The sequence below is a fragment of the Bradyrhizobium sp. CCBAU 51753 genome (assembly GCF_015291565.1).
GTDB classification, from domain to species: Bacteria; Pseudomonadota; Alphaproteobacteria; order Rhizobiales; family Xanthobacteraceae; genus Bradyrhizobium; species Bradyrhizobium ivorense.
In genome coordinates this window covers 762,391-788,221 of record NZ_CP030037.1, presented here as the reverse complement: position 1 = coordinate 788,221, position 25,831 = coordinate 762,391, and the positions used below count along the sequence as shown (strand labels likewise).

Genomic DNA, 25,831 nt, shown 5'->3' with positions numbered 1-25,831 from the left:
GTTTGAGCATGATCTTTTCGGAAAAACCGCTTCACACTTTTCCGGATCATGCTCTAAAAAACGTAGGAGGTCTTGTTCGGCTGCACGGTCAGGCGGAAAGCGATCTCGGTCGAGCCGTCCATCAGCTCAAGGAGATCGTCACAAACCAGGCAGCGAAACTCGCCGGCGACGCCGCCCTTCGACGTCAACTCGATCCGGCGATAGCCGGCCTGGCAATTGGGGCAGGTCACATCCGATTTGCGCATGGGGTTTGGCAAGTTCTGTTGCTCGCTCTACTTTCCCACACGCCCATAGGCGAAAATGTGACGACATCACGCGTTTGCCGTGGTGATCGTCGGCGATACGTATGGCGTCGATGACGCTTCCATGAATGTGGGACATCGCAGCGGAGGCCGCCCTCGCCGGATCGGCCCAGTCGATTGGCGCCGCGAATAGTGGCGCTTATTGCTTCGGGCCGACGGTGCCGGTTGTCTTCAGCCTTGCCGATCTCACCCAACCCGAGACGTCGTTGCCTGTCTTGGGATTGAGATACATCACCGACGACCATCCATCGCGGGTTTGCGCATAGGCAATCAGCCTGTCATTCGGAACGACGAAGACGCCGCTGATCGGGCAGTGAAGATTCGGCGCCGAATAGAATTTCACGCGTCGCGTGCCCGTGACCACGCTGGCGAGCGGCGGTGACAGCATCGGGACGCGGCTGGTGCCGGCGTGCGGCTCCTTGCAGCTTGACGGCGTCTGCGCGTGCACGGAGGCGCCCAGCGCACCCAGGATCACGGTGCTGCAGATGATGATGGCGAGGACTGTCCTGTCCAACATGGCATTTCTCCTTCACGGCGCCGAGGCAACCATCCGCACCGCTGACGCGTTTGTCGCCGGATCTGGCGAGCAGGTTCTATGGCTGCGACGAAAGTCGCGCCAAACCGAACCGGCCGTCAAGGTCGCAGGATCGATCGGGGTGCGCTGCCGGCCGCCAGATCGCCCTCAGGCCCTCAGCGCGGCGCTCGATCGCTCGGACGGTTGCCGGCCACAACGCCGACAAGCGCGCGAAATCTCGATGAAAACAAAGCGGAATGGCGCGCCGCGGCCGATGAACTCTCGTTTCGCCGTGGCGCTACGACGCTGCAGCGTGTGCTGCTCTTGGATCGCCAAGATGGCGACAGCCCGCGATTTTACGCTACGCGTTGCCGCCGTCTCATGGGGCAAACGGCTCCAGTCCTTTGCTCCGGATCGCAGCAGCGGCCACTGGCGAGCGCAGGAATGCGATCAATTCCTGGGCGGCCCCGGGCTCCCTGGCGTTGGCGCTGAGGCCGCCACTGAAAGTCGTGTAGTTCTGCAACTCGTCCGGAAGCAACCCTGCGAGGGTGACGCCCTCTACCCCGATGATGTTCGGCACGGTGATCACGGTTAGTTCCGCCTCCCCGCGCGCGACGGCCTCTACCGGGCTCCGGCCCGTTACGGCGAGGAGCTTCGGCTTCACTTCGCTCTCGATTGCGAGGCGATCGAGCAGATGAAGGAGATAGCTCCCGCTCGCGCTGTCACGCGAATAGGAGATCGTTCTCGCCGCGAGCAAGGTGCGCCTCAAGTCCTCGATCGAGGAGACCTGAGCTTTTGGCGCACCCGCGTGGATCGCCACGCCGGCAGCGGTGCGGGCAATGTCCGCCCGCGTGCCCTCGGCGATCCTGCCCAGCTTCATGAGATCATCGATCGCCGCCGGCAACAGGATGGCGACATCGAACATCCCGCCCGCTTCGATCTGCCGCTTGAGCACCGGCACGCCCTCAAAGGTGAGCTTGAGCGTATGGCCGGTTGCACGCGCAAACGCTGGCGCGAGGTCATCCAGTGCGCTCTTCATGGTCGGAGTGCTGAGGACGTTGACCTCGGCGGCACTGCCGGCGGCGGTGCTCGTCACGACGACCAGAGCTGCAACCGCGATACAAAGGCCCCTCATCGCCATCTCCCCCATTTCACGCGGCTCCGGGCCAAGAATCGAAGCCGGAACTGGAGTCAGCGCCAGACTAGGAGTATCCACAAGATCGATTATTGGACAGGCTGGTAGCATTTTGGATACGTCAACGCATGCGCTGGGCAGATCGGGTCGGACGACTTCTCAAGCCTCGGGACCTCCACGTATTCATGACGGTGGTCGAGGAGGGCAGCATGGCGAAAGCCGCCGAGCGCCTGGCGATCTCGCGGCCGGTGATCTCGCGCACCATCGCCAATCTCGAACACGTGCTCGGGGTGACGCTCCTTGACCGGACCGCGCGCGGCATCGAGCCGACGCTATTCGGCACGGCGCTGCTCAGGCGTGGCACCGCGGTGTTCGACGAGCTTCGGCAAGGCGTCGAGGAAATCGCATTTCTCACCGATCCCCAGGCTGGCGAGCTGCGCATTGCCTGCACGGAGGTGTGGGCCGCCGGGCTCGTGCCGGCAGCGATCGAGCGACTGTCACGACGACTTCCGCGCTTGCGGGTCACACTGGAGCAAGGCACGGCTCAGCATCAGTTCAACCTTCTCCGGGAGCGTCGTTGCGAAATCGTGATCTCGCGGCTGCTCACGGAGACACCCGACTCCGACATCGAGATGCAGCCGCTGTTCTACGAGCCGCTTGTCGTCGTCGCCGGCCCGCAAAGTTCCTGGTCGCGCCGCCGCAAGCTGACGCTTTCGGAGCTCGTCGCTGCGCCGTGGATCCTTTCGACGTTGGAAGTCGAACCCGGCTCCCCGTTTGTCGAGGCCTTCCATGCCGCGAGACTGCCGATCCCTTCTGCAACGATCTTCAGCAACTCGCTGCACCTTCGCATCAGCCTGCTTGCCGCCGGCCACTACCTCACCCTCGTGCCGGGCTCGGCGCTGCGGTTCGGTCCCGGGGCCGATCTGCTCAAGCCGCTCCCCGTCGCGTTGCCCCGCTGGCATCTGCCGACGGGGATTTTCACCCTGAAGGGCCGGATGCTGAGCCCGGTGGCGCAGGTGTTTGCCGATTGCGTTCGCGACGTTGCCAAGCCGCTTGCCCGCGGCGCGGCGCCCGATCGCTCCCGCAAGCAATAGCCCCGCGCCGTCCTGCCGTCGCAGCCCCAGGGCGCGTGGCTCATGTTCTTGAAGAGCACAGTCTGGGACGGGAGCGAGTCGCTGCGGCAACGCATGCTCGACGATCCGGACCGCGATATCGCCATTGCCGCCTGGATTTTCTGGGCTCGGCCGGCTTCACTGGGTCACGCGAAGCTGGCGGGGCAATCGGCAGTACTACGAAGGGGTCTAGCTGAGAGCCTGGCAGCTCACGGGCTGCGGAGGCGAGACCAGTCAAGCCCTGCGCTATTTGGCTTGTACGGAATGGCGCGCCCGGAACGATTCGAACGTCCGACCCCCAGATTCGTAGTCTGGTGCTCTATCCAGCTGAGCTACGGGCGCATTTTCGCGGCAGGGCGTTAAGCCCGCATGGATCCGGAAGGCCGGAACGTCGCGAAAGAGCGCTCTAGCTACAGGGTCCCGATCCCGTTGGCAAGGTCTGACAGGCATGTCCGGACCGGTGATTTTGGCCCATTGTTCGTCATTCCGGAGCATCGCGGCCGGCGATGAACCCGGAATGACAGCAGAAGAGGCTTCCAGACTTTACGCCCGCGCCCGTTCGCTGCGGATCGACAGCAGTTCCACCGGACGATCCGGGATCGAGAGGCGGAAGGTGGCGCCGATGGTGCCCTCGACCAGGTGGATCTGGCCGCCATGGGCGCGGATCAGCTCGGCGGCGATGGCAAGGCCGAGCCCGCTGCCGCCGGGGCGGCCGGAGGTCTGGAACGCCTCGAACAGGTGCTCGCGGGCCTTCGCCGGCACGCCGGGGCCGGTATCGGAGACCTCGATGATCGTCACCGTGCCCTCGCGGCGGCCGGTGATGCGCACCTGCCGGGCGCCGCCGTCGCTTGCCGGCCGGCTCTCCAGCGCCTGGGCCGCGTTGCGCACCAGATTGAGCAGCACGCGGAACAGCTGGTCCGGATCGGCGTCGATGGTGAGGCCGCGCTCGATCGCGCTGATCCAGGTGACCGAGGCGTCGGTCGCAAGCCCGGCGGACTCGCGCACCTCGGCGACCGCCGGCTCGACCAGGATCATGCGGCGGTCGGGCGCCGCCTCCTGGGCGCGGCCATAGGACAAGGTCGACTGGCAGAAGGCGATGGCGCGCTCGAGCGAGCGCAGCAGCTTTGGCGCAAACCGCTGCACCCGTGGATCGGGCACGCTGGCCAGCTGATCCGACAGCAGCTGCGAGGATGCCAGCAGGTTGCGCAAATCGTGGTTGATCTTGGAGACGGCAAGGCCCAGCGCGGCGAGCCGGCTCTTCTGATGCAGCATCGAGACTAGGTCGCGCTGCATGTCCGACAGCTCGCGCTCGGCCACGCCGATCTCGTCGCCGCGCTGGCTCGGCACGATGATTCGCGCCGAACTCTCCGGGTTTTCGTGGAAGCCGACCAGGCTCGCGGTCAGCCGCCGCATCGGCCGGACGAACAAATAATGCAGCGCCAGATAAACCAGCCCCGCGGTCAAGGCGGCGATCAGCAAGGCCACGACCAGACTGTTGCGCGAGAAGCGATACATCGCCGCCCGCAGCGGCTTCTCGTCGATCACCACCTCGATGAATTGCGCCTGGCCCGGCGCCGGGCCGACCACGCGGATGGTCTGGTCGCCGCGCTCCAGCATCAACTCGAAGGCATCGACGATCGCCGACCACACCGTGATCTTCCGCATGTCGACGTCATGGTCGATCGCGGCCGGCAGATCGGCGCTGGCCAGCAGACGGCGCTGCTGCCCCATTTTGATGGCGACGGCGCGGGCCCCGATGCTGGTCAGGATCTGGCGCGCCAGCGTTTCAGGCACGAAGCCGGAGGGCGCGGCGTCCAGCACCAGCGCGGCCGTGTTGGCGGCGGCCAGACGATCGTTCAGGCGGTTGATGCGGAAGTTGGCAATGGCGGCGACATAGATCAGCAGGCCGGCGATCATCACCAGCGGAATCGTCAGCAGCAAAAGCTTTCCCGACAGCCCGAGCCGTAGGGATGGCTTGGGCCGCAGCTCCAGCGCGGTCGCCTGATCGTCAGTTTCAGCCACAAGCAAAGGCCTTGTTTGGCTCAGGGGATGGAAGATGCGGCCCGGGCCCCAAGCCGGTCAAATTACGGATCGCTAATGTCGGCGGTTCCCGAGCGCCGCATAGCGCTCCCCTCTCGGGCAAAAACCCCGCGAAAACAGATATATTCGCCCCAATTGCGACGTTTCAAAGAAGCCCGTTTGCGGCAGCCTGTGACATTGACGAAAAGGAGGCGCTGCCCTATAAGCCGCGCCAACTGTCCGCGATGGCCCGGTTCTTGACCCCCGGGGGCGGCTCATTTGGGCCGCGAGCGGCCCGTTTTGGGCGGCCGGCATCACCGGACTTCATCTCAACGGACTTATCTTAATCCTGGCAAATTGCCCGGTCAGCGGAGACTTACCCGTGAAGCGGACTTATCAACCCAGCAAACTGGTGCGCAAGCGCCGTCACGGCTTCCGCGCCCGTCTCGCCACGGCCGGCGGCCGCAAGGTCCTCGCCGCGCGTCGCGCGCGTGGCCGCAAGCGCCTGAGCGCCTGAGCCCGGACGTCTCCCCCCGGAGATTTCTCTTATGGATCGGCTAAGGCAGCGGGCGGACTTCCTCGCCGTTGCCAGTGGCGCGCGGGCGAATACCGCAGGTTTTGTGCTGCAGGGCCGCCGCCGCGACGATGATGGCCCGGTCCGCATCGGCTTCACCGTCACCAAGAAGAACGGCACCGCGACCGAGCGCAACCGCATCCGCCGCCGGCTTCGCGAACTGGTGAAGCGCGTCGACCCCGTATCGATGCGTCCCCAGCATGATTATGTGCTAGTCGGCCGCCGCGACGCGCTGACCCGTGACTTTGCGACCATGCTTGACGATCTGCGGTCGGCGCTGCGCCGCCTCGACCGGCCTGCGCCGAACAAGAGCCGGGCGTAACACCAGCGTGCCCAATCCGAATGGAATGACGAGACCATAAGAGATGTCCGACAACCGCAACACAATCCTCGCCGTCATTCTGTCGGGCTTCGTCCTGATCGCCTGGCAATATTTCTACAATATGCCGCAGATGGAGAAGCAGCGCGTCGAGCAGCAGCGGCAGGCCGAGTTGCAGAAGTCGGCGCCGCCGGCAGCGCCGGGTGCCGCTCCTGGAGCCGTTCCTGGCGCCGCTCCCGGAACTGCCGCCACGCCGGCGCCGGGTGCGCCTGCGGCCGAGGCCCCGGTACAGAGCCGCGAGGCGGTGCTGGCGTCCGGCCCGCGCATCAAGATCGAGACTCCGCGGGCGATCGGCAGCATCGCGCTGAAGGGCGCGCGGATCGACGACTTGTCGCTGGTCCAGTTCCGCGAAACCGTCGATCCCCATTCGCCGGCCATCGTGCTGCTGTCGCCGTCGGGCACGGCGGAGCCCTACTACGCCGAGTTCCTGTGGCTTTCGTCGAGCGGTGTCGCCGTGAAGACCCCGAATGCCGAGACGGTCTGGCAGCAGGAGGGGTCCAACAGCCTGTCGCCGAACAATCCGGTGACGCTGAAATACGACAATGGCGAGGGGCTGATCTTCCGCCGCACCATCTCGATCGACGATCGCTACCTGTTCAACGTCAAGGATGAGGTCAACAATCTCGGCAGCGCGCCGGTGACGCTGTATCCGTTCGCGCTGATCTCGCGCGGCGGCAAGCCGCCGGTCTCCGGCTACGCGATCCTGCATGAGGGCCTGATCGGCTATCTCGGCGACCAGGGCCTGCAGGAATACACCTACAAGAACATCGACGACAGCAAGACCTCGACCGGCGGCAATTCGCGCGGCGTCGTGTTCCAGAAGGTGCTCAACGGCTGGCTCGGCATCACCGACAAATACTGGGCCACCGCGCTGCTGCCGGACACCAATGCGACGCTGGACAGCGCCCGCTTCACCACCGGCGACAAGCGTTATCAGGCCGACTACATGCAGGGGCCGCAGACCGTGCCGATCGGCGGCACCGCCGTCGCAAATTCGCGGCTGTTTGCGGGAGCGAAAGAGGCGGCCGTGGTCGGCCTCAACTTCCCGCTGGTCGGTTTCGGCGGCTACAACAAGCAGCTCGGCCTCAACCATTTCGATCTGTTGATCGACTGGGGCCACTTCTACTTCATCACCAAGCCGATGTTCCTGGCGCTCGATTGGTTCTACCGTCTGGTCGGCAATTTCGGCATCGCCATCCTGCTCGTGACCGTGATCGTGAAGCTGTTGTTCTTCCCGCTGGCCAACAAGTCCTACGCCTCGATGGCGAAGATGAAGTCGGTGCAGCCGCAGCTGCAGGCGCTCAAGGAGCGCTATCCCGACGACCGCGTGAAGCAGCAGCAGGAGATGATGGAGATCTACAAGAAGGAGAAGATCAATCCGATCGCGGGCTGTCTTCCCGTCGCGCTGCAGATCCCGGTGTTCTTCTCGCTCTACAAGGTGCTGTTCATCACCATCGAGATGCGCCACGCGCCGTTCTTCGGCTGGATCAAGGATCTCTCCGCGCCCGATCCGACCAATCTGTTCAACCTGTTCGGACTGATTCCGTTCGATCCGGTCGCGCTGCTCGGACCGCATATCGGGTCCTATCTGGTGATGGGCATCTGGCCGATCATCATGGGCATCACGATGTGGGTGCAGATGAAGCTCAATCCGGCGCCGCCGGATCCGACCCAGAAGATGATCTTCGACTGGATGCCGCTGATCTTCACCTTCATGCTGGCAGGCTTCCCGGCCGGTCTCGTGATCTACTGGGCCTGGAACAACCTTCTGTCGGTGGCGCAGCAGAGCTACATCATGCGTCTCAACGGCGTGAAGGTGGAGCTGTTCGACAATCTGAAGGCAACCTTCGCCAAGAAGCCGACGTAGCAACCGTCGGCTTAGCCGTCATTGCGAGGAGCCAACGGGTCCGACCTCCGGTCGGCCCGATGATAAACTCCGCGACGAAGCAATCCATGTCTCGACACGTGGCGCTTGGATTGCTTCGCTCCGCTCGCAATCACGGAGGAGTACCCTTCTCCGCCAGGAACACCGTCGCATGACCGCCGAACCCGACCCGAAGCTGATCGAGCAGGGGCGAAAGCTGTTCGCCGGCGACTGGCGCTTCATCTGGGCGTCGCCCTCGATTGCAACGCTGCCGCCGATGACCGGCCTCGAGGTCGCCTTTGCCGGCCGCTCCAATGTCGGCAAGTCGAGCCTGATCAACGCGCTGACCGGCCGCAACAACCTGGCGCGCACCTCGCACACGCCGGGCCGCACCCAGGAGCTGATCTTCTTCGAGGGACCGGAGCACGCCGGCTTTCGCCTCGTCGACATGCCCGGCTACGGCTACGCCGCGGCGGCGAAGTCCAAGGTCGCGTCATGGACCGAGCTGATCCATAAATTCCTGCTCGGCCGCGCCACGCTGGCGCGGGTCTATGTGCTGATCGATGCCCGCCACGGCATCAAGGACGTCGATCTCGACGTGCTGAAGACGCTGGACAAGTCCGCGGTCAGCTATCAGGTCGTGCTGACCAAGGCCGACCAGGTCAAAGCCGGCGAGCTGAAAACCATGATCGCCGACACCACGGCGGCGCTGGCAAAGCATCCGGCGGCGTTTCCCGAGGTGCTGGTGACGTCGTCGCGCACTGGCGGCGGCATGCCGGAGCTGCGCGCCGCGATGGTGCGCCTGATCGAGGAGCGGCGCCGATGAACGGCGTATCCCGCCTGCTGATCGGCCTTGCCGCGATCATGGGCGCCTGCGGCGTGGTGCTGGCGGCGGCCGCCGCCCATCTGCCCGACGCGTCGCGGCTGGCGGCGGCCTCCTCGATGCTGCTGTTTCATGCCCCCGCCGTGCTGGCGACCGTTGCGATCGCGGAGCGCGCGATCGTTCCGGCAAGGATCGCCCTCGTGGCCGCCACGGGTTTCGTCATCGCAGCGTCATTGTTCGCCGGCGACCTCGCGCTGCGCCAATATGCCGGCCACGGATTGTTTCCGATGGCGGCTCCATCAGGCGGAACGCTGCTGATCGCAAGCTGGCTGGTGCTGGCGATCGCGGCGATGTGGCCGCGGCGCGGATAGGGCCTCTTTCCCTCTCCCCTTGTGGGAGAGGGTGCCTTCGCGGAGCGAAGGCGGGTGAGGGGTCTCTATCCGCGGAGACAAACCCCTCATCCGGCGCGGATTGCATCCGCGCCACCTTCTCCCACAAGGGGAGAAGGAAGAAGGACGCGGCGTGCCAGCCCTGCATCAACCCCGCTTTGCGCCCTGCCCGGCAATCAGATAGAACCGCGCCCACCCCTCCGCTGACGACGAGACCCGCCCCATGACCGACCAGCACATCAGCCCGCTCGATCAGGCCCGCATCCTGTCGGAAGCGCTGCCGCACATGCAGGAATATGACGAGGAAACCATCGTCATCAAATATGGCGGCCATGCCATGGGCGCGGAGGAGACCGCAAAGGCATTCGCGCGCGACATCGTGCTGCTGGAGCAGACCGCGATCAATCCGGTGGTCGTGCATGGCGGCGGACCGCAGATCGCGACCATGCTGAAGCGCCTCGGCATCCAGTCGGAATTCGCCGCGGGCCTCCGCATCACTGACGCCGCGACCATCGAGATCGTCGAGATGGTGCTGGCGGGCTCGGTCAACAAGCAGCTGGTCGGCTACATCAACGAGGCCGGCGGCAAGGCGGTGGGCCTCTCCGGCAAGGACGGCAACATGGTGAAGGCGTCGAAGACGACGCGCACCATGGTCGATCCCGACTCCAACATCGAGAAGGCGGTCGATCTGGGCTTCGTTGGCGACCCCGAGAAGGTCGATCTCACGCTGCTGAACCAGCTGATCGGCTATGAGCTGATCCCGGTGCTGGCGCCGCTCGCGACCTCGCAGGACGGCCAGACGCTGAACGTCAACGCCGACACCTTTGCCGGCGCGGTCGCGGGCGCGCTGAAGGCCAAGCGCCTGCTGCTGCTGACCGACGTGCCGGGTGTGCTCGACAAGTCGAAGAAGCTGATCCCGGATCTTTCGATCAAGGACGCCCGCAAGCTGATCGCCGACGGCACCATTTCCGGCGGCATGATCCCGAAGGTCGAGACCTGCATCTACGCGCTGGAACAGGGCGTGCAGGGCGTCGTGATCATCGACGGCAAGACGCAGCACGCCGTGCTGCTGGAGCTGTTCACCAACCAGGGCACCGGCACGCTGATCCACAAATAATGCGGGGCGGGGTCAAGCGATCGAGGGCGGTCACGGCCGGGTACGTCCCTGCCGTGCGCGCCCTGCGCATTGGCCGCCGGACCACCTTGCACGCGCGGATCGCGGCCGCGCTGAAGTCGCCGCGTCGCTCTCCGCTCGCACGACTGATGATGTCGCTGCCCGCCGCGGCCGTGTCGCTGCTGTTCTCCTCGGCGCCGGCGAATGCGGACTTAAAGCTCTGCAACCGGATGAGCTATGTGGTCGAGGCCGCGATCGGCATCGACGACAAGGCCGCCTCCGCAACGCGCGGCTGGTTCCGGATCGATCCCGCGACCTGCCGGGTGGTGGTGCAGGGAGCGCTGACCGCCGACCGCGTGCTGCTGAACGCCCGCGCGCTCGGCGTCTACGGCGCCTCGCCGATCCCGCAGAGCGGCACCGATACGCTGTGCGTCGCGCAGGACAATTTCGTGATCGCCGCCGCGCGGCAATGCCGCTCCGGCCAGATACCGGCGCAGTTCACCCAGATCACGCCGACCCGGACCGACGACGGCAATTTCGTTGCCTATCTTGCCGAAGACTCAGAGTATGACGACGAGCAGGCGCGGCTCGCCGGCATCCAGCGCCTGCTGGTGATCGCAGGCTACGACGCGGCGCCGATCGACGGCGTCGACGGGCCGAAGACGCAGGCCGCGCTCTCCGCATTCCTGAAAAGCCGCGGGCTCAACAGCGACATCGTGCAGTCGCAAAACTTCTTCACCACCATGGTCGATGCCGTGCAGAAGCCGTCGGCATCCGGGCTGACCTGGTGCAACGACACGCCGCACAAGGTGATGGCGGCGGTCGCGACCGACGACGGCAAGGCCGTCACCAGCCGCGGCTGGTATCGCATCGATCCCGGCAAGTGCCTGCATCCCGACGTGTCGGGCACGCCGAAGCAGATCTATTCATTTGCCGAAGCCGTCGACAACGACAACCGCACCATCCGCATCAAGGACAAGCCGCTGAACTGGGGCGGCGCGGTCCCGCTCTGCACCCGCGAGAGCAAGTTCGAGATCAACGAGCAAGGCGACTGCGGCAACCGTGGCCTCGCCGTCACAGGCTTCACCACCGTCGACATGACCAGCGGCGGCAAGACGCTGCGCTTTGCGATGCCGTGAATGAGGCGCTCATGAAAACTCCCCGCAGCTTCGGCCATGTCGAGACCTGGGTGTTCGACCTCGACAACACCCTGTATCCGCACCACGTCAATCTGTGGCAGCAGGTCGATGCGCGGATCGGCGAGTTCGTCAGCAACTGGCTGAAGATCTCGCCCGAGGAGGCACGGGTGCTGCAGAAGGACTATTATTTGCGCTACGGCACCACGATGCGCGGCATGATGACCGAGCACGGCGTAAGTGCCGACGATTACCTCGCCTATGTGCACCAGATCGACCATTCGCCGCTGCAGCCGAATCCGGCGATGGGCGCTGCGATCGCAAAGCTGCCGGGGCGCAAGCTGATCCTGACCAACGGCTCGGTGGACCATGTCGATGCGGTGCTCGGCCGGCTCGGCATCGGCGATCATTTCGACGGCGTGTTCGACATCATCGCCGCCGAGCTCGAACCGAAGCCGGCGCCGCAGACCTACCGGAAATTCCTGAAGCTGCATGACGTCGACCCGGCGAAAGCAGTGATGTTCGAGGACCTCGCGCGCAACCTTGTGGTGCCGCATCAGCTCGGCATGGTCACCGTGCTGGTCGTCCCCGACGGCAGCCAGGAGGTGGTGCGCGAGACCTGGGAGCTCGAGGGCCGCGACGCCGCCCATGTCGACCACGTCACCGATGATCTGACCGGATTCTTGCAGCGGTTGAGCGGGACGCCACTGAAACCGTAGCCCGGATGCAGCGAAGCGAAATCCGGGACGGGCGCCCCCGCCTGCCGCAAGGATCCCGGATTGCGCTTCGCTGCATCCGGGCTACACGGTCGAGTCAGCCTTGACTCCGCGGGCCCAAATCCCGAAAAAGCCCCCCAAATTCCCTTCATAATTCCTGCACGTCCAAGGATCGTCCCGATGTCGCTGTCCGCCCTCGAAACCACCGTCAACGCCGCGTTCGACGCCCGCGAGGGCATCTCGACCTCGACCAAGGGCGAGGTCCGCGAGGCGGTCGATCATGCGCTGGAGCTGCTCGACAAGGGCGAGACCCGCGTCGCCGAGCGCGAGGCCGGCGGCAAGTGGAAGGTCAATCAGTGGCTGAAGAAGGCGGTGCTGCTCTCGTTCCGCCTCAACGACATGGGCCAGATCGCGGGCGGCCCGGGCAAGGCGTCGTGGTGGGACAAGGTGCCCTCGAAGTTCGACGGCTGGGGCGAGAACCGCTTTCGCGACGCCGGCTTTCGCGCGGTGCCGGGCGCGATCGTCCGCCGCTCGGCCTTCATCGCCCGCAACGTCGTGCTGATGCCCTCCTTCGTCAACCTCGGCGCCTATGTCGATGAAGCCACCATGATCGACACCTGGTCGACGGTCGGCTCCTGCGCCCAGATCGGCAAGCGCGTCCACATCTCCGGCGGCGTCGGCATTGGCGGCGTGCTCGAGCCGCTGCAGGCCGAGCCCGTGATCGTCGAGGACGATTGCTTCATCGGCGCGCGCTCGGAGGTCGCCGAGGGCGTGATCGTGCGCAAGGGCGCGGTGCTGGCGATGGGCGTGTTCCTCGGCGCCTCCACCAAGATCGTCGACCGCGAGACCGGCGAGATCTTCGTCGGCGAGGTCCCGGAATACGCCGTCGTGGTGCCCGGCACGCTGCCCGCCAAGCCGCTGAAGAACGGCCAGCCGGGACCGGCCGTGGCCTGCGCCGTGATCGTCAAGCGCGTCGACGAGCGCACCCGCGCCAAGACCAGCATCAACGAGCTGCTGCGCGACTGATCGGAAGGAGCGCCTGCTGTTCGACCCGTCATCCTGAGGTGCGAGCCTTGCAGCGCAATTGCGCTGCTGGGCGAGCCTCGAAGGATGCACGGCCACCAGCCGGGCCGTCGACCCTTCGAGGGCCGCTGAAGAAGCGGCCACCTCAGGGTGACGGGTTGGTTAGCTCAACTTGCTCAGTGTCATCACCCGCGCATGCGGGTGATCCAGTATTCCAGAGGCGGTGGTGAATGAACCGAGAGGCCGCGGCGTACTGGATCGCCCGGTCCATGTGCGCAATTGCGCACAGGCCGGGCGATGACAGCGGTGGGTGAGGACAAAGCTTCACGCCTTCTCAGGGTGACGGGTCGGGCTTCTCGAACCAAATTATCGTCACCAACGACAAAGACTCCGGGCCGCGAAGATTGCCGCCCGGAGTTTGCCATGGACTGGCTCTGGTACCTGTTCAGCTTCAAGGGCCGCATCAACCGCGCCAAATTCTGGCTCGGGGCGTTGATCATCGTGTGCTGGATGGTGTTCCTGGCGGCGCTGCTGATCGTGATCGGGCTTGTCGGCGGCAAGGGCGCCTCGTTCGGCTTCAATGTCGAGGATGTCTTCCGCGTCCTCGATCCCGACACCTACCGGTCGCTGACCGCCGGCCAGTTGCCTGCGCTGCTGGTCAAGGCGAGCGGAACGGCGCTGTTCACCTGGGTCTATGTCGCGGTGTCGATCAAGCGCCTGCACGACCGCGACAAGAGCGCGTGGTGGATGATCCCGTTCTTCGCAGTCCCGGGACTGATCAATCAGTTCGCGGGCCGGCTGCCGGAGAATGTCTACGCGCTCTCGATCGTCGGCGCGATCGCCTTCCTGCTGTACATCTGGGCCTTCATCGAGCTCGCATGTTTGCCCGGCACCCGATACCCCAACCGCTACGGCGCCAATCCGCTGCGGAAAGTTCAGGCGCGGCCGCGCCACGACCGCGACATCAGGCCGCGTACCACGCAGGGCTGGGATCAGCAGAGCGAGCTCGAAATCGAGCCGCACAAAGCTGGCCCACCTCCGGTGTGGCGTGTTAAGCGGGAGGCATGAGCGATGCCGTTTCGATCACCCGCGATCTCGTCCGCTGCCCGTCCGTCACCCCTGCGGATGCCGGCGCGCTCGGCGTGCTGGAAAACCTGCTGAAGGCCGCCGGCTTCGAGGTCCATCGCGTGACCTTCTCCGAGCCCGGCACCGCCGACGTCGACAATCTCTATGCCCGCATCGGCACCACCGCGCCGCATCTGTCCTTCGCCGGCCACACTGACGTGGTGCCGCCGGGCGACGAAGCCGCATGGACGGTCGGCGCGTTCTCCGGCGAGGTGAAGGACGGCTATCTCTACGGCCGCGGCGCGGTCGACATGAAGGGCGGCATCGCCTGCAGCGTCGCCGCGGTGCTGCAATATCTCAGGGAGCATGACGGCAAGCCGCGAGGAGACGGCAACGGCTCGATCTCGTTCCTGATCACCGGCGACGAGGAAGACGTCTCGATCAACGGCACCGTCAAGCTGCTGAAATGGTGCGCCGACCGCGGCGAGAGATTCGACCATTGCGTGCTCGGCGAGCCGTCGAATGTCGAGGTGCTCGGCGACATGATCAAGGTCGGCCGGCGCGGCTCTCAATCTGGCACGCTGATCGTCGACGGCGTGCAGGGCCACGTCGCTTATCAGCACCGCGCCTCCAACCCGGTGCCTGATATCTCGCGGCTGATCGTGGCGCTGAGCGACGAGCCGCTCGACCATGGCAGCGCGCAATTCCAGGCCAGCAATCTCGAATTCACCACCGTCGATGTCGGCAACACCGCGGGCAATGTGATCCCCGGCCAGGCGCGGGCGAAGTTCAACATCCGCTACAACGACAACCACACCCAGGAGAGCCTGCGCCAGCTGGTCGACGCGCGGCTCGCAAAAGCCTGCGGCAACCGCATCCGCGCCCGCATCGACTGGGCGCCGTCGAACTCCAACGTGTTCGTCACCAAGCCCGGGCCGTTCACCGATCTTGCGGTGGCGGCGATCGAGGAGGTCACCGGCCGCAGGCCGGAGCTCTCGACCTCAGGCGGCACCTCCGATGCGCGCTTCATCTCCAGCTACTGCCCGGTGATCGAGTTCGGCCTGGTCGGCCAGACCATGCACCAGGTCGACGAGCGCACCCCGGTGTCCGACCTGGAGAAGCTGACCCGGGTCTATCGCGGCATCCTCGATCGGTATTTCGCGCTCGGCTAGACCAAAACCCCGAAAAACAACCCCATGCACAGTAGGGATTGGGGTTATCAGTAATCCACCCGCACCAGATATAGCCCCTCCGGCGGGGCGACCGGGCCGCAGGCGGCGCGGTTGCGGGCTTTGAGCGCGGCGGCGAGATCGTCGGCGCTCCAGCGGCCCTCGCCGACCCAGACCAGCGACCCCACCATCGAGCGGACCTGGCTGTGCAGGAACGAGCGCGCCGAGGTCACGATGCTCACCGCATCGCCTTCGCGCGTGACGTCGAGCTGGTCGAGCGTCTTCTCCGGCGATCTGGCCTGGCACTCGGTGTCGCGGAAGGTCGTGAAGTCGTGCTTGCCGAGCAGCCGCTGCGCGGCCGCGTGCATCGCCGCCGCATCGAGCGCGCGCGGCACCCGCCAGACCCGGCCGATGTCGAGCGCGAGGTTGGCGCGGGTGTTGACGATGCGGTAGAGATAATGCCGCTTGATCGCCGAGAAGCGCGCCTCGAAATCGTCGGCCACGATCTCGGCCGCGAGTACGGCAATCGGATGCGGACGCAGATGCGCGTTCAGCCCGTCGCGCAGACGCCCGCGCGGAAACGACTTTGCGATGTCGCAATGCGCGACCTGGCCGCGCGCATGGACGCCGGCGTCGGTGCGGCCGGCGCCGTGGACGCGGACGTCCTCGCCGCAGATCGCCTTGACCGCGGCTTCCAGCGCGCCCTGCACGGTCGGCGCAGTGTCCTGGATCTGCCAGCCGGAGAACGGCGTGCCGTCGTATTCGATGGTGAGCTTGTAGCGCGGCATCAGACGAGCCGCGCAGGCGGCTTCAGCGGCGTGCCGCGCAGGAAGTCGGCCGCCTTCATCGGCGCCTTGCCGGCGCGCTGCAGCTCGAGAATCCGGATCGCGCCGTCGCCGCAGGCGATCGCAAAATTATCGTCGAGCACATCGCCGGGCGCACCCGAACCCTTGGCGAGCTCACAGCGCAAAATCTTCAGCCGCACCGGTTCGCCCTCGCCCGCCAGTTCGCACCAGGCGCCCGGGAACGGCGAGAGCCCGTGAATGTGCCGCAGCACCGCATGCGCGGGCTGGTGCCAGTCGATCCGCGCCTCGGCCTTCTCGATCTTGGCGGCGTAGGTGACGCCGTCCGCGCTCTGCCTGGTGAGCTGCAGGCCGCCGCGCTCCAGCCCGCCCATCGCGCGCACCATCAGGTCGGCGCCGAGCGGCGCCAGCGCATCGTGCAGATCGGCCGCCGTCATGCTGTCCGAGATCGGCAGCCGCTCGGCCATCGCGACGTCGCCGGTATCGAGCCCGACATCCATCTTCATCACCATGACGCCGGTCTCGGCATCGCCCGCCATGATGGCGCGGTTGATCGGGGCGGCGCCGCGCCAGCGCGGCAGCAGCGAGGCATGCAGGTTGAAGCAGCCGAGCTTTGGCGCATCGAGAATGGCCTGCGGCAGGATCATGCCATAGGCGACGACGACGGCCGCATCCGCCTCATGCGCGCGGAACTCCTCGAGCGCCTCGGCCGTCTTCAGCGTCTTCGGCGTCAGCACGGGAATGTTGAGCCGCCGCGCCTCCTGCTCGACCGGGGTCGGCTGCAATTGCAGGCCGCGGCGCCCGCCCGGCTTCGGCGCGCGGGTGTAGACCGCCGCCACCTCGTGACCATGGGCCACGAGCTCCAGCAGCGTCGGCACCGCGAAGTCGGGCGTGCCCATGAAAATAAGGCGAAGCGGCATGGCGCTACTCTGCCGCGCGCTTGGCGGCCTTCTCGAATTTCTTGAAGACGCGGTCGCGTTTCAGCTTCGACAGATAGTCGACGAACAGCACGCCGTTGAGGTGATCGATCTCGTGCTGGATGCAGGTGGCGAACAGCCCGTCGGCGTCCTCTTCGTGCAGCTTGCCGTCGAGGTCCAGGTAGCGGACGCGCACCCGCGCCGGCCGTTCGACCTCCTCGTAATATTCGGGGATCGACAGGCAGCCCTCTTCGTAGACCGACAGTTCCTCGGAGCGCGCGATGATCTCGGGGTTGATGAACACCCGCGGCTTCGGCTGGGTTGTGCCGTCCTCGTCGCGCTTGGCGAGATCCATGGTGATCAGCCGCAGCGGCTCGGCGATCTGGATCGCCGCCAGCCCGATGCCGGGCGCGTCATACATGGTCTCGAACATGTCGTCGGCCAGCTTGCGGATCTCCGGCGTCACCTTCTCGACAGGTTTCGACACCAGGCGCAATTGCTTGTCCGGCAGGATGATGATTTCTCTAAGTGCCATGCGCGCGATTTAAGCCGACGCTATCCGGGGGTCAATGCGCTCCGGAACCGGTTAAGGCAGCCTTAACCACGTTTCTTCACACCGCGTTAACCACGAAAATTGACGTTCCATTAACCATAAATGTTCCCTCTTCGTTCGCCATCGCCGGCGAATCGGCTACAACGGCCGGCATGAACGAGATTCTCCTGATGATCGGCGACCTGCCGGTCCGCGTCTCCGACGCGCTGATCGGCCTCGGCGCGCTGGCGCTGGTGCTGCTGCTCGCCATCGCCGTGGTGATCGCCCGCGCCAGCCGGCGCGGCGCCGAGCTGGCGATGGCCCAGACCATCCGCGCCGACGAGCTGGAGGAACGGCTCGCCGACATGCTGCGGGCCCAGAGCGAGGCCTCGGGCCGGGTCGATGCCATGGCGCAGGCGCTGGCCGGACGCCAGGCCGAGATGGCGCGCGCCGTCAACGAGCGACTGGATTCGGTCACCCACCGGGTCGGCCAATCGATGGAACAATCGACCCGCAACACGATGGACTCTTTGCGCGTGCTGCATGAGCGGCTCGGCATCATCGACCACGCCCACAAGAACCTGGGCGAGCTCACCACCCAGGTCACGACCTTGCGCGACGTGCTCGCCAACAAGCAGTCGCGCGGCGCGTTCGGCCAGGCGCGGATGGAGGCGATCGTCCAGGACGGCATGCCGAAGGGCTCCTACGAGTTCCAGTACACGCTGACGTCAGGCAAGCGGCCGGACTGCGTGGTGTTTCTGCCCGATCAGCGCCCGCTCTGCATCGACGCCAAATTTCCGCTCGAGGCGATGACCGCGCTGCACGATGCGCGCAGCGACGAGGAGCGCCGGTTCGCCAGCCAGCGGCTGCGCGCCGACGTGCTGAAGCATGTCAGCGACATCGCGGAAAAATACCTGATCCCGGGCGAGACCCAGGACACCGCGTTGATGTTCGTGCCCTCGGAATCGGTCTATGCCGAGATCCATGACGGGTTCGACGACGTAGTGCAGAAGGCCTATCGCGCCCGCGTCGTGCTGGTGTCGCCGTCGCTGCTGATGCTGGCGATCCAGGTGATGCAGCAGATTTTGAAAGACGCCCGCATCCGCGACGCCGCCGACCAGATCCGCAACGAGGTGATGCATCTCGGCGACGACCTCGGCCGCCTGCGCGAGCGCGTGCTCAAGCTGCAGACCCATTTCGGCCAGGTGAACGAGGATATCAGGCAGATCCTGATCTCCGCCGACAAGATCGAAAAGCGAGCCGGCCGCATCGAAGAGCTCGACTTCAGCAAGTCCGAAGCCCCGATCGAAGTCCCCCGCTTCGTAAAGAGCCCGACCCCCGAGCTGTTCCCCGCCCCGCGCAAGCTGCAGGCGGGGGAGTAGTTCCGAGTCACCTCGCCCCGCGTGCGGGGAGAGGTCGAAATTCGCGCGATGCGCGAATTTCGGGTGAGGGGGAGCCTCCGCATATTGCTCAGTTCGGAATTCGCCGGGATGGCCCCTCACCCCAACCCTCTCCCCGCGAAAGAGCGGGGAGAGGGAGCAGAGGCAGGTGTGCTCGAATCTGCTAACAGGGGGACATGAACGCGTTCCCGCCGAAAAAGGTTGCCCCTGCTTCCACCTCCTGGCGCGACAGCCTTGCGGTTTACCTGCAACCGCGGGTGCTGATCGTGCTGCTGCTCGGCTTCTCGTCGGGGCTGCCGCTGGCGCTGTCGGGATCGACGCTGCAGGTGTGGATGAAGGAGGCCGGCGTCGATCTCGGCACCATCGGTCTGCTCGCGCTGATCGGTACGCCCTACACGCTCAAGTTCCTGTGGGCGCCGCTGGTCGATGCGCTGCATGTGCCGCTGTTCACGCAGGTGTTCGGGCGCCGCCGCGGCTGGCTGCTGTTCTCGCAATTGCTGCTGATCGCCGCGATCCTGGTGCTGGCGATGGCCGATCCGGCGCACTCACCGTGGTTCGCCGCCTTCGCCGCGCTGCTGGTGGCAACGACGTCGTCGACGCAGGACATCGTGGTCGATGCCTTCCGCGTCGAGAGCCTGCCTGAAAGCGAGCAGGCCGCCGGCATGGCGTCCTATGTCGCGGCCTATCGCATCGGGATGCTGGTTTCGACCGCCGGCGCGCTGTTCATCGTCAGCGGCTTCGAAGCATCGGGCCTTGCCCGTCCCTCCGCATGGATGTGGGGCTATGTGGTGATGGCGGCGCTGATCCTGATCGGCGCCGTCACTGCGCTCGCCGCGACCGAGCCTGCCCAATCGAAAGGCGCGGAGGCCGCCACGCATGCGCAGAACGCCGCCGAGCGTGTCGCTCATGCCGCGCTCGGCGCGTTCTCCGAGTTCCTGACCCGCAAGGACGCGCTCGCGGCGCTGGCCTTCGTGGTGCTGTTCAAGTTCACCGACGCCTTCTCCGGCACCATGACGGCGCCATTCGTGATCGACATCGGCTTTTCCAAGGTCGACTACGCGGCGATCGTGAAGGGCGTCGGCCTTGCCGCGACCTTGATCGGCGGCTTTGCCGGCGGCTTCGTGGCGCGGCGCTATTCGCTGGCGACCAGCCTCTGGATCGGCGGCGTGGTGCAGGCGATCGCCAACCTCTCCTTCTCCTGGCTCGCCCATGTCGGCGTCAATCAATGGGCGCTGGCATTCGCGATCACCGCGGAGAATTTTACCAGCGCGATCGGCACCGTGATCTTCGTCGCCTACCTCTCGGCACTGTGCCGCAATCCCCTGCACACCGCGACCCAGTACGCGCTGCTCACCGCGCTCGCCGCGGTCGGCCGCACCTATCTGTCATCCGGCGCCGGCTATGTGGCGCAATATGTCGGCTGGTCGGCGTTCTTCGTGATCTGCGTGCTGGTCGCGATCCCGAGCCTGCTGCTGCTCGCCTGGCTGCAGCGGCGCGGACATTTTGACGAGCTGGGACCGGTGCGGATCTAGCCGAACTCCATCCAGGCTACGGGCTTCCCCTTCCCCCTGAAAGGGGGAAGGTCGGGATGGGGGTCAGCCGCACGCGCCGACGTTCGCGGAGAGACACGATCCCCACCCGCTTTGCTCTGGCGAGCAAAGCGACCTCCCCTTTTCAAGGGGAGGTTAAGACAGACCTAGCCTCTACTTCGTCACCACGCTCCACTTGGTGACGATGGCTTCGCTGACCTGGCCGGCGTCCTGGGCGCAGGCGACCTCGTCGATCTTCACCGAGATCTCCTTGCCGACGAGCCGCTTGAGCTGCGTGGTCTGCGCGTCGCTGGTGGTGACGAGCTGGAAGGTTTCCGGACCGGTCTCGAGGTTGCAGAGGCCGTTCGGCGCCGGCAGGCGGCGCGGCTCGCTGGTGATCTGGTAGGTCGCGACCCGCTTGCCCTGCTTGCCGGCGCGCACCCGCAGGGCACTGAGTTCCCCCGACAGCACCTCGCCGGCATGGATCGGCTTGCCGGGCTTCTGCGGCGCCTCGGCCTGCTGCGCCATCGCGCAAGGTGCAGCGAGTGTGCCCGCCAGAAGCGCAAAGCCCAACGCAAGGCCTGAGCGCAGGCCGAATCGATGTGTCGTCATTTTCAGTGAATCCGTGTCTGATTCGCGAGAAGCGTGGATGACCGTCCCCGAATCGTCATCCAACCCTATCACATTGTTTCAGCGCGACCTTTCGCGATCGCGCTGGCTCGCCTGGCGGAGGCCGCAACGTCCCTCGTCGGGATTGATTCGCTAGAACAGCGTTCGCTGCCGCATCGCAGCCGATAGCGTACCTTCGTCGAGGTAATCAAGCTCGCCGCCGACCGGCACGCCATGCGCCAGCCGCGTCACCCGCACATTGGCCTCCGACAGCAGGTCGGTGATGTAATGCGCCGTGGTCTGGCCGTCGACGGTGGCGTTGAGCGCCAGGATGATCTCGCTGACCTCCGCCGCGTGTGCGCGCGCCACCAGCTGATCGATGGTGAGATCCTGCGGGCCGACACCGTCGAGCGGCGACAGCGTCGCGCCCAGCACGTGATAGCGGCCATTGGTCGCGTTGGCGCGCTCCAGCGCCCAGAGATCGGCGACGTCGGCGACCACCACGATGATCGAGGGATCGCGGCGCGGATCGGTGCACACCGTGCAGGGATTTTGCGTGTCGATGTTGCCGCAGGTCTTGCAGACCTGGATTTTCTCGATGGCGACCTGCAGCGCCGAGGTCAGCGGCGTCATCAGCGCCTCGCGCTTCTTGATCAGGTGCAGCGCCGCGCGCCGCGCCGAACGCGGCCCGAGCCCGGGCAGCCGCGCCAGTAGCTGGATCAGCCGTTCTATCTCGGGGCCGGCAACGCTTGCGGGCATTTAAGTCGGGCCAAATCCAGGCGGCAGGCCGAGGCCGCCGGTCAGCGCCGCCATCTTCTCCTGCATCGCGGTCTCGGCCTTGCGGCGGGCGTCGTTGTGCGCGGTCACGAGCAGGTCCTCGAGCACCTCGCGCTCTTCCGGCTTCATCAGCGAGGGATCGATCCTGACGCCCTTCACTTCCATTTTCGCGGTCATCCGAACCGCGACCAGGCCGCCGCCGGAAATGCCCTCGACCTCGACGTTGCCGAGTTCCTCCTGCATCGCCTGCATCTTGGATTGCAGCTGCGCTGCTTGCTTCATCATGCCGAGAAAATCAGCCATGCGTTGGTTCCTGTGACCAGATCAATCGTCGTCGCTGTCGGAAGTTTCAATCGGGTCTTCGCCGGTCGCATCCTCGACCGGCATTTCGGCGGCAAGCCGGCGGACCTCGATCACCTTGGTGCCGGGAAACCGCGCCAGCACCTCCTGCACCCGCGGATCGGCCTCCGCGGCGCGCTGGTGCTCGCTGCGCGCCAATTCGTTCTGCGAGCGCACCGTCGGCTGGCCGGCCTCGTTGGAGATGATCACGGTCCAGCGCCGCCCGGTCCATAGTTCGAGCTTGCGGGAGAGATCGGTGACCAGCGCGCGCTGGGCCTTCGGCTCCAGCGCGATCTCGAGCTGGCCGTCCTCGATGCGCACCAGCCGCACATCGGCCTCCAGCGCGCTCTTCATCATGATGTCGCGCTTCTCGCCGGCGAGCGCGATCAGTTGCGGAAAGCTCGTGATTCGCAGCGTCGGCGCCGCGTCCGCGACCGGCGCCGCCATTTGCGGCCGTGCCGCGAGATCGGCCCGCGGCCCGCCCTGCGGCGCCCGCAGCGGCGCTGACGGCATCGCCGACATCGACGCGGTCGGCGCGCCACGCGACGCGGCCGCAGCGCCCGACGTTGCGGGCGCGGCACCGCCGCCGTTCTGCTCCATCATCATCCTGATGGCTTCATCCGGCGTCGGCAGGTCGGCGACATAGGCGATCCGCACCAGCACCATTTCGGCGGCGGCCGCCGGCCGCGTTGCGGTCTGCACCTCGGCGATGCCCTTGAGCAGCATCTGCCACATCCGCGACAGCACGCGCGTCGAAAGCTTGGCCGCATACTCGCGCGCGCGGACGCGCTCGGTCTCACCGAAGGCGACATTGTCGGCGGTGGCAGGCACGAACTTCACGCGGGTGACGAAATTGACGAACTCGGCAAGGTCGGACAGCACCACGACCGGATCGGCGCCGACATCGTACTGCGCGCGGAACTCGGCGAAGGCCGCGGCGAGATCGCCGCGCGCCAGCGAATCGAAGAGATCGATGACGCGGGTGCGGTCGGCAAGCCCGAGCATCTGCCTGACCGCATCGGCCTTCACCTGACCGGCGGCATGGGCGATGGCCTGGTCGAACAGCGACAGCGAATCGCGCACCGAGCCTTCCGCGGCGCGCGCGATGATGCCGAGCGCCTCCGGCTCGACCTCGACGCCTTCCTTGGCCGCGATGTTGCCGAGGTGCTTCATCAGCACGTCGGCCTCGACCCGGCGCAGGTCGAAGCGCTGACAGCGCGACAGCACGGTGATGGGCACCTTGCGGATCTCGGTGGTGGCGAACACGAACTTGGCGTGCTCCGGCGGCTCCTCCAGCGTCTTCAGGAAGGCGTTGAACGCCGCCGTCGACAGCATGTGGACTTCGTCGATGATGTAGACCTTGTAGCGCGCGCTGGCCGGCGCATAGCGTACGCTGTCGTTGATCTGGCGGACATCGTCGACGCCAGTGTGGGAGGCGGCGTCCATCTCCAGCACGTCCATGTGCCGGCTTTCCATGATCGCCTGGCAGTGCACGCCGAGGTCGGGCATGTGGATGGTCGGGCCCTTCACCGAGCCGTCCGGCTTCTCGTAGTTCAGCGCGCGGGCGAGGATGCGGGCGGTGGTGGTCTTGCCGACCCCGCGTACCCCGGTCAGGATCCAGGCTTGCGGAATCCGCCCGGTCTCGAACGCGTTCGAGACGGTGCGCACCATGGCCTCCTGGCCGATCAGGTCCTCGAAGCTGGAGGGGCGGTATTTGCGGGCGAGAACCCGGTAGGGCTTGGCGGTATCAGCCGCGCCCAGATCGAAGCCGCCCTGGCCTGCACCGGACGGATGGGGAGGGTCGCCAGCGTCGTTCATGCGTCGATCCGCAACTTGATCAATCTCTCGGCAGCCGGCGTGCGGATAGGAGCCAAAATCGAGCGCCGGGCGCGGAGACCGCCATTCCAGCGCGATTCGCTCGGAAAAACAGGTAGGAGACTGACGAGCGACCCGATCCGGACCTCGTTAGGGCTGCTTCCTTCCGGACCTGACCCGGTTGGCGAGTGGCTCGTCCACCGCCAATCTCCCGGTCCCTATTTGGGGCCAAAAGCGCCGGAAAGCAAGCGGCGAGACCAGGGTTTGTGACCAGGGTTCGTGGGACTTGTCTGGGAACAGAGAAAGGCATTATTTGCCCTTCATGCCCGCCGCCAACTGGTCACTGCATTCGCAGCTCAAGAAAGACACCATCGACATCGGCGACCTGCCGCTGTGCAAGGTGCTGGTCATCAAGGATGCACATTATCCCTGGCTGCTGCTGGTGCCGAGGCGCGACGGCGCGGTCGAGATCATCGACCTCGACGAGGTCGAGCAGGCGCAGCTGATGACCGAGATCTCCCGGGTCTCGCGCGCCCTCAAGGAGATCACCAAATGCGACAAGCTCAATGTCGCGGCGCTCGGCAATCTGGTGCCGCAGCTTCACGTCCATGTCATTGCCCGGCGCACCAGCGACGCTGCATGGCCGCGTCCCGTCTGGGGCGTGATGCCACCACTGGCGCATGACGCCGAGGAAGTGCAGAATTTCATCAACGCGCTTCGCCGCAAGATCTGGTTGGGTTGAGATTCATGTCTGCATCGAAATCATTTCCGCTCGGGCAACCGGCCTTCGTCACCAATGTGCTCGACCGCGCCGCGCATCTGCGCAGCAACGACGAAAAGCTGTTCGCGCTGGAAGGCCATCGCGAGGCTAGAGCCTATGTGATCTATCGCGACTCGCTGGTGGTGAAGCAGGAGGATGGCGGCGCCCGCGCCCTGCTCTCGCTCGACGAAGCGCGCAGCTACGGCGCCAATCCGGGCACGATCTTCCTGGGGCTGCGCGACGGCGCGCCGGTGTTCGGCATGGGCATCGCGCCGCAGGCCGCCGAGAAGCTGGTCGGCCGCAGCGACGTCGCTGTCACCGAACTCCGCGGCATGGCGATGCAGGGCGTGGTGCCATCAGAGCAGCTATCGGCGATCGCGATGGCGAAATCGATGGTGAGCTGGCACCAGCGCCACGGCTTCTGCGCCAATTGCGGCGTGCGCACCGCGATGAAGGACGGCGGCTGGAAGCGCGAATGCCCGAGCTGCAAGGCCGAGCATTTTCCCCGCACCGATCCGGTCGTGATCATGCTGGTCACCCATGGCGACCGGGTGCTGCTCGGCCGCCAGAAGCAGTTCATGCCCGGGATGTATTCCTGCCTCGCCGGCTTCGTCGAGGCGGCCGAGACCATCGAGGACGCGGTGCGGCGCGAGATTTTCGAGGAAGCGGGCATCCGCTGCACCGATGTCAGCTACTACATGACGCAGCCCTGGCCCTACCCGTCATCGCTGATGATCGGCTGCACCGCGCGCGCCACCAACGAGGACATCGTGGTCGACCGCGCCGAGCTGGAGGATGCCCGCTGGTTCGACCGCGCCGAGGCGACGCTGATGCTGAAGCGCCAGCATCCGGACGGCCTCGCCGGGCCGCATCCGTTCGCGATCGCCCACCATCTGCTCGGGCGCTGGGTCCACGACGGCAGCGCATCAGACAAATAGCGGGAACCGGACATGGTTCTGCCGATTAAATCCCGACATTGTTCTGACAGTTGACGGAACCAGCGCGACGGATCCCCC

27 protein-coding genes, 1 tRNA gene and 1 other RNA gene are annotated in these 25,831 nt (G+C 65.9%); 16 read left to right on the top strand and 13 right to left on the bottom strand.

What is annotated here, in order from left to right:
* Positions 1-53 precede the first annotated feature (53 nt).
* From XH93_RS03610 to XH93_RS03600, 3 genes are all read right to left on the bottom strand, one after another.
* Positions 54-245 (bottom strand): hypothetical protein, encoded by a 192-nt coding sequence (locus tag XH93_RS03610; RefSeq protein ID WP_139487149.1) that lies wholly within the window; start codon positions 243-245, stop codon positions 54-56.
* A gap of 196 nt (positions 246-441) precedes the next feature.
* On the bottom strand, positions 442-819 hold the full coding sequence (locus tag XH93_RS03605; RefSeq protein ID WP_194472418.1) for a hypothetical protein: 378 nt from the start codon (positions 817-819) through the stop codon (positions 442-444).
* A 376-nt stretch (positions 820-1,195) separates the two neighbouring features.
* Complete coding sequence (locus XH93_RS03600) at positions 1,196-1,966, bottom strand: substrate-binding domain-containing protein (RefSeq protein ID WP_172627204.1); 771 nt, start codon at positions 1,964-1,966, stop codon at positions 1,196-1,198.
* Between the two features lie 194 nt (positions 1,967-2,160).
* Between XH93_RS03600 and XH93_RS03595 the strand changes: the two genes are divergently transcribed.
* Positions 2,161-3,045 carry a LysR family transcriptional regulator gene (locus XH93_RS03595; protein ID WP_246799476.1) on the top strand — a complete coding sequence of 295 codons (885 nt, stop codon included), beginning with the start codon at positions 2,161-2,163 and terminating at the stop codon, positions 3,043-3,045.
* A 283-nt stretch (positions 3,046-3,328) separates the two neighbouring features.
* Here the strand turns inward: XH93_RS03595 and XH93_RS03590 are convergent.
* Positions 3,329-3,405 (bottom strand) — tRNA-Arg (locus XH93_RS03590).
* 201 nt (positions 3,406-3,606) lie between these two features.
* Entirely contained in the window at positions 3,607-5,085 is a 1,479-nt protein-coding gene (locus XH93_RS03585) for a HAMP domain-containing sensor histidine kinase (RefSeq protein ID WP_194472416.1), read from the bottom strand.
* 379 nt (positions 5,086-5,464) lie between these two features.
* Here XH93_RS03585 and rpmH point away from each other — a divergent pair, with 379 nt between their 5' ends.
* The 11 genes from rpmH to dapE all read left to right on the top strand — a co-directional run bounded on the left by rpmH (position 5,465) and on the right by dapE (position 15,337).
* Entirely contained in the window at positions 5,465-5,599 is a 135-nt protein-coding gene (gene rpmH / locus XH93_RS03580) for a 50S ribosomal protein L34 (protein WP_008542748.1), read from the top strand.
* A 31-nt stretch (positions 5,600-5,630) separates the two neighbouring features.
* Positions 5,631-5,978, top strand: a complete 348-nt coding sequence (rnpA, locus tag XH93_RS03575) for a ribonuclease P protein component (RefSeq protein WP_139487144.1) — start codon at positions 5,631-5,633, stop codon at positions 5,976-5,978.
* 43 nt (positions 5,979-6,021) lie between these two features.
* Complete coding sequence (gene yidC, locus XH93_RS03570; RefSeq protein ID WP_194472415.1) at positions 6,022-7,902, top strand: membrane protein insertase YidC; 1,881 nt, start codon at positions 6,022-6,024, stop codon at positions 7,900-7,902.
* Positions 7,903-8,071: 169 nt separating this feature from the next.
* Complete coding sequence (gene yihA, locus XH93_RS03565) at positions 8,072-8,725, top strand: ribosome biogenesis GTP-binding protein YihA/YsxC (protein ID WP_139487142.1); 654 nt, start codon at positions 8,072-8,074, stop codon at positions 8,723-8,725.
* A complete protein-coding gene (locus XH93_RS03560; protein WP_194472414.1) occupies positions 8,722-9,093 on the top strand; it encodes a DUF423 domain-containing protein in 372 nt (123 codons plus the stop codon). The genes yihA and XH93_RS03560 overlap by 4 nt, the downstream gene beginning before the upstream one ends.
* 241 nt (positions 9,094-9,334) lie before the next feature.
* Complete coding sequence (gene argB, locus XH93_RS03555) at positions 9,335-10,228, top strand: acetylglutamate kinase (RefSeq protein ID WP_139487140.1); 894 nt, start codon at positions 9,335-9,337, stop codon at positions 10,226-10,228.
* A gap of 149 nt (positions 10,229-10,377) precedes the next feature.
* The gene (locus tag XH93_RS03550) at positions 10,378-11,364 is read left to right on the top strand and encodes a DUF1036 domain-containing protein (protein WP_194472413.1); all 987 of its coding nucleotides are present in this window, start codon (positions 10,378-10,380) and stop codon (positions 11,362-11,364) included.
* An 11-nt stretch (positions 11,365-11,375) separates the two neighbouring features.
* Positions 11,376-12,080, top strand: a complete 705-nt coding sequence (locus XH93_RS03545; RefSeq protein WP_194472412.1) for a pyrimidine 5'-nucleotidase — start codon at positions 11,376-11,378, stop codon at positions 12,078-12,080.
* A 177-nt stretch (positions 12,081-12,257) separates the two neighbouring features.
* Positions 12,258-13,103: a 2,3,4,5-tetrahydropyridine-2,6-dicarboxylate N-succinyltransferase gene (gene dapD, locus XH93_RS03540; protein ID WP_194472411.1), complete on the top strand. Its 846-nt coding sequence runs from the start codon at positions 12,258-12,260 to the stop codon at positions 13,101-13,103.
* A gap of 420 nt (positions 13,104-13,523) precedes the next feature.
* Positions 13,524-14,168, top strand: coding sequence for a DUF805 domain-containing protein (locus XH93_RS03535; protein ID WP_194472410.1), 645 nt, complete (start codon positions 13,524-13,526; stop codon positions 14,166-14,168).
* A complete protein-coding gene (dapE, locus tag XH93_RS03530; RefSeq protein WP_194472409.1) occupies positions 14,165-15,337 on the top strand; it encodes a succinyl-diaminopimelate desuccinylase in 1,173 nt (390 codons plus the stop codon). The genes XH93_RS03535 and dapE overlap by 4 nt, the downstream gene beginning before the upstream one ends.
* Before the next feature lie 47 nt (positions 15,338-15,384).
* On the opposite strand, the gene truA is transcribed toward dapE, so the two are convergent.
* From truA to def, 3 genes are read right to left on the bottom strand one after another with little or no spacing between them, the layout of a single operon-like run.
* Positions 15,385-16,122 (bottom strand): tRNA pseudouridine(38-40) synthase TruA, encoded by a 738-nt coding sequence (truA, locus tag XH93_RS03525; RefSeq protein ID WP_194472408.1) that lies wholly within the window; start codon positions 16,120-16,122, stop codon positions 15,385-15,387.
* Entirely contained in the window at positions 16,122-17,057 is a 936-nt protein-coding gene (gene fmt, locus XH93_RS03520; RefSeq protein ID WP_194472407.1) for a methionyl-tRNA formyltransferase, read from the bottom strand. Before fmt ends, truA begins: the two co-directional genes overlap by 1 nt.
* Positions 17,058-17,061: 4 nt before the next feature.
* Positions 17,062-17,589 carry a peptide deformylase gene (gene def, locus XH93_RS03515; protein ID WP_194472406.1) on the bottom strand — a complete coding sequence of 176 codons (528 nt, stop codon included), beginning with the start codon at positions 17,587-17,589 and terminating at the stop codon, positions 17,062-17,064.
* A 170-nt stretch (positions 17,590-17,759) separates the two neighbouring features.
* Here def and XH93_RS03510 point away from each other — a divergent pair, with 170 nt between their 5' ends.
* Entirely contained in the window at positions 17,760-18,968 is a 1,209-nt protein-coding gene (locus XH93_RS03510) for a DNA recombination protein RmuC (protein ID WP_194472405.1), read from the top strand.
* A 194-nt stretch (positions 18,969-19,162) separates the two neighbouring features.
* Positions 19,163-20,518, top strand: a complete 1,356-nt coding sequence (locus XH93_RS03505; protein ID WP_194472404.1) for an MFS transporter — start codon at positions 19,163-19,165, stop codon at positions 20,516-20,518.
* A 171-nt stretch (positions 20,519-20,689) separates the two neighbouring features.
* On the opposite strand, the gene XH93_RS03500 is transcribed toward XH93_RS03505, so the two are convergent.
* From XH93_RS03500 to ffs, 5 genes are all read right to left on the bottom strand, one after another.
* Positions 20,690-21,127 (bottom strand): hypothetical protein, encoded by a 438-nt coding sequence (locus XH93_RS03500; protein WP_172627201.1) that lies wholly within the window; start codon positions 21,125-21,127, stop codon positions 20,690-20,692.
* Positions 21,128-21,277: 150 nt separating this feature from the next.
* Positions 21,278-21,883, bottom strand: coding sequence for a recombination mediator RecR (gene recR, locus XH93_RS03495; protein WP_194472403.1), 606 nt, complete (start codon positions 21,881-21,883; stop codon positions 21,278-21,280).
* A complete protein-coding gene (locus XH93_RS03490; RefSeq protein ID WP_194472402.1) occupies positions 21,884-22,204 on the bottom strand; it encodes a YbaB/EbfC family nucleoid-associated protein in 321 nt (106 codons plus the stop codon).
* Positions 22,205-22,225: 21 nt separating this feature from the next.
* Positions 22,226-24,058 carry a DNA polymerase III subunit gamma/tau gene (locus XH93_RS03485; protein ID WP_194472401.1) on the bottom strand — a complete coding sequence of 611 codons (1,833 nt, stop codon included), beginning with the start codon at positions 24,056-24,058 and terminating at the stop codon, positions 22,226-22,228.
* Positions 24,059-24,170: 112 nt separating this feature from the next.
* Positions 24,171-24,267: signal recognition particle sRNA small type (ffs, locus tag XH93_RS03480), an RNA gene on the bottom strand.
* A 110-nt stretch (positions 24,268-24,377) separates the two neighbouring features.
* Here ffs and XH93_RS03475 point away from each other — a divergent pair.
* Positions 24,378-24,797, top strand: coding sequence for an HIT domain-containing protein (locus XH93_RS03475; RefSeq protein WP_139487218.1), 420 nt, complete (start codon positions 24,378-24,380; stop codon positions 24,795-24,797).
* 5 nt (positions 24,798-24,802) lie between these two features.
* Positions 24,803-25,753: an NAD(+) diphosphatase gene (gene nudC / locus XH93_RS03470; RefSeq protein WP_139858732.1), complete on the top strand. Its 951-nt coding sequence runs from the start codon at positions 24,803-24,805 to the stop codon at positions 25,751-25,753.
* Positions 25,754-25,831: the final 78 nt, after the last annotated feature.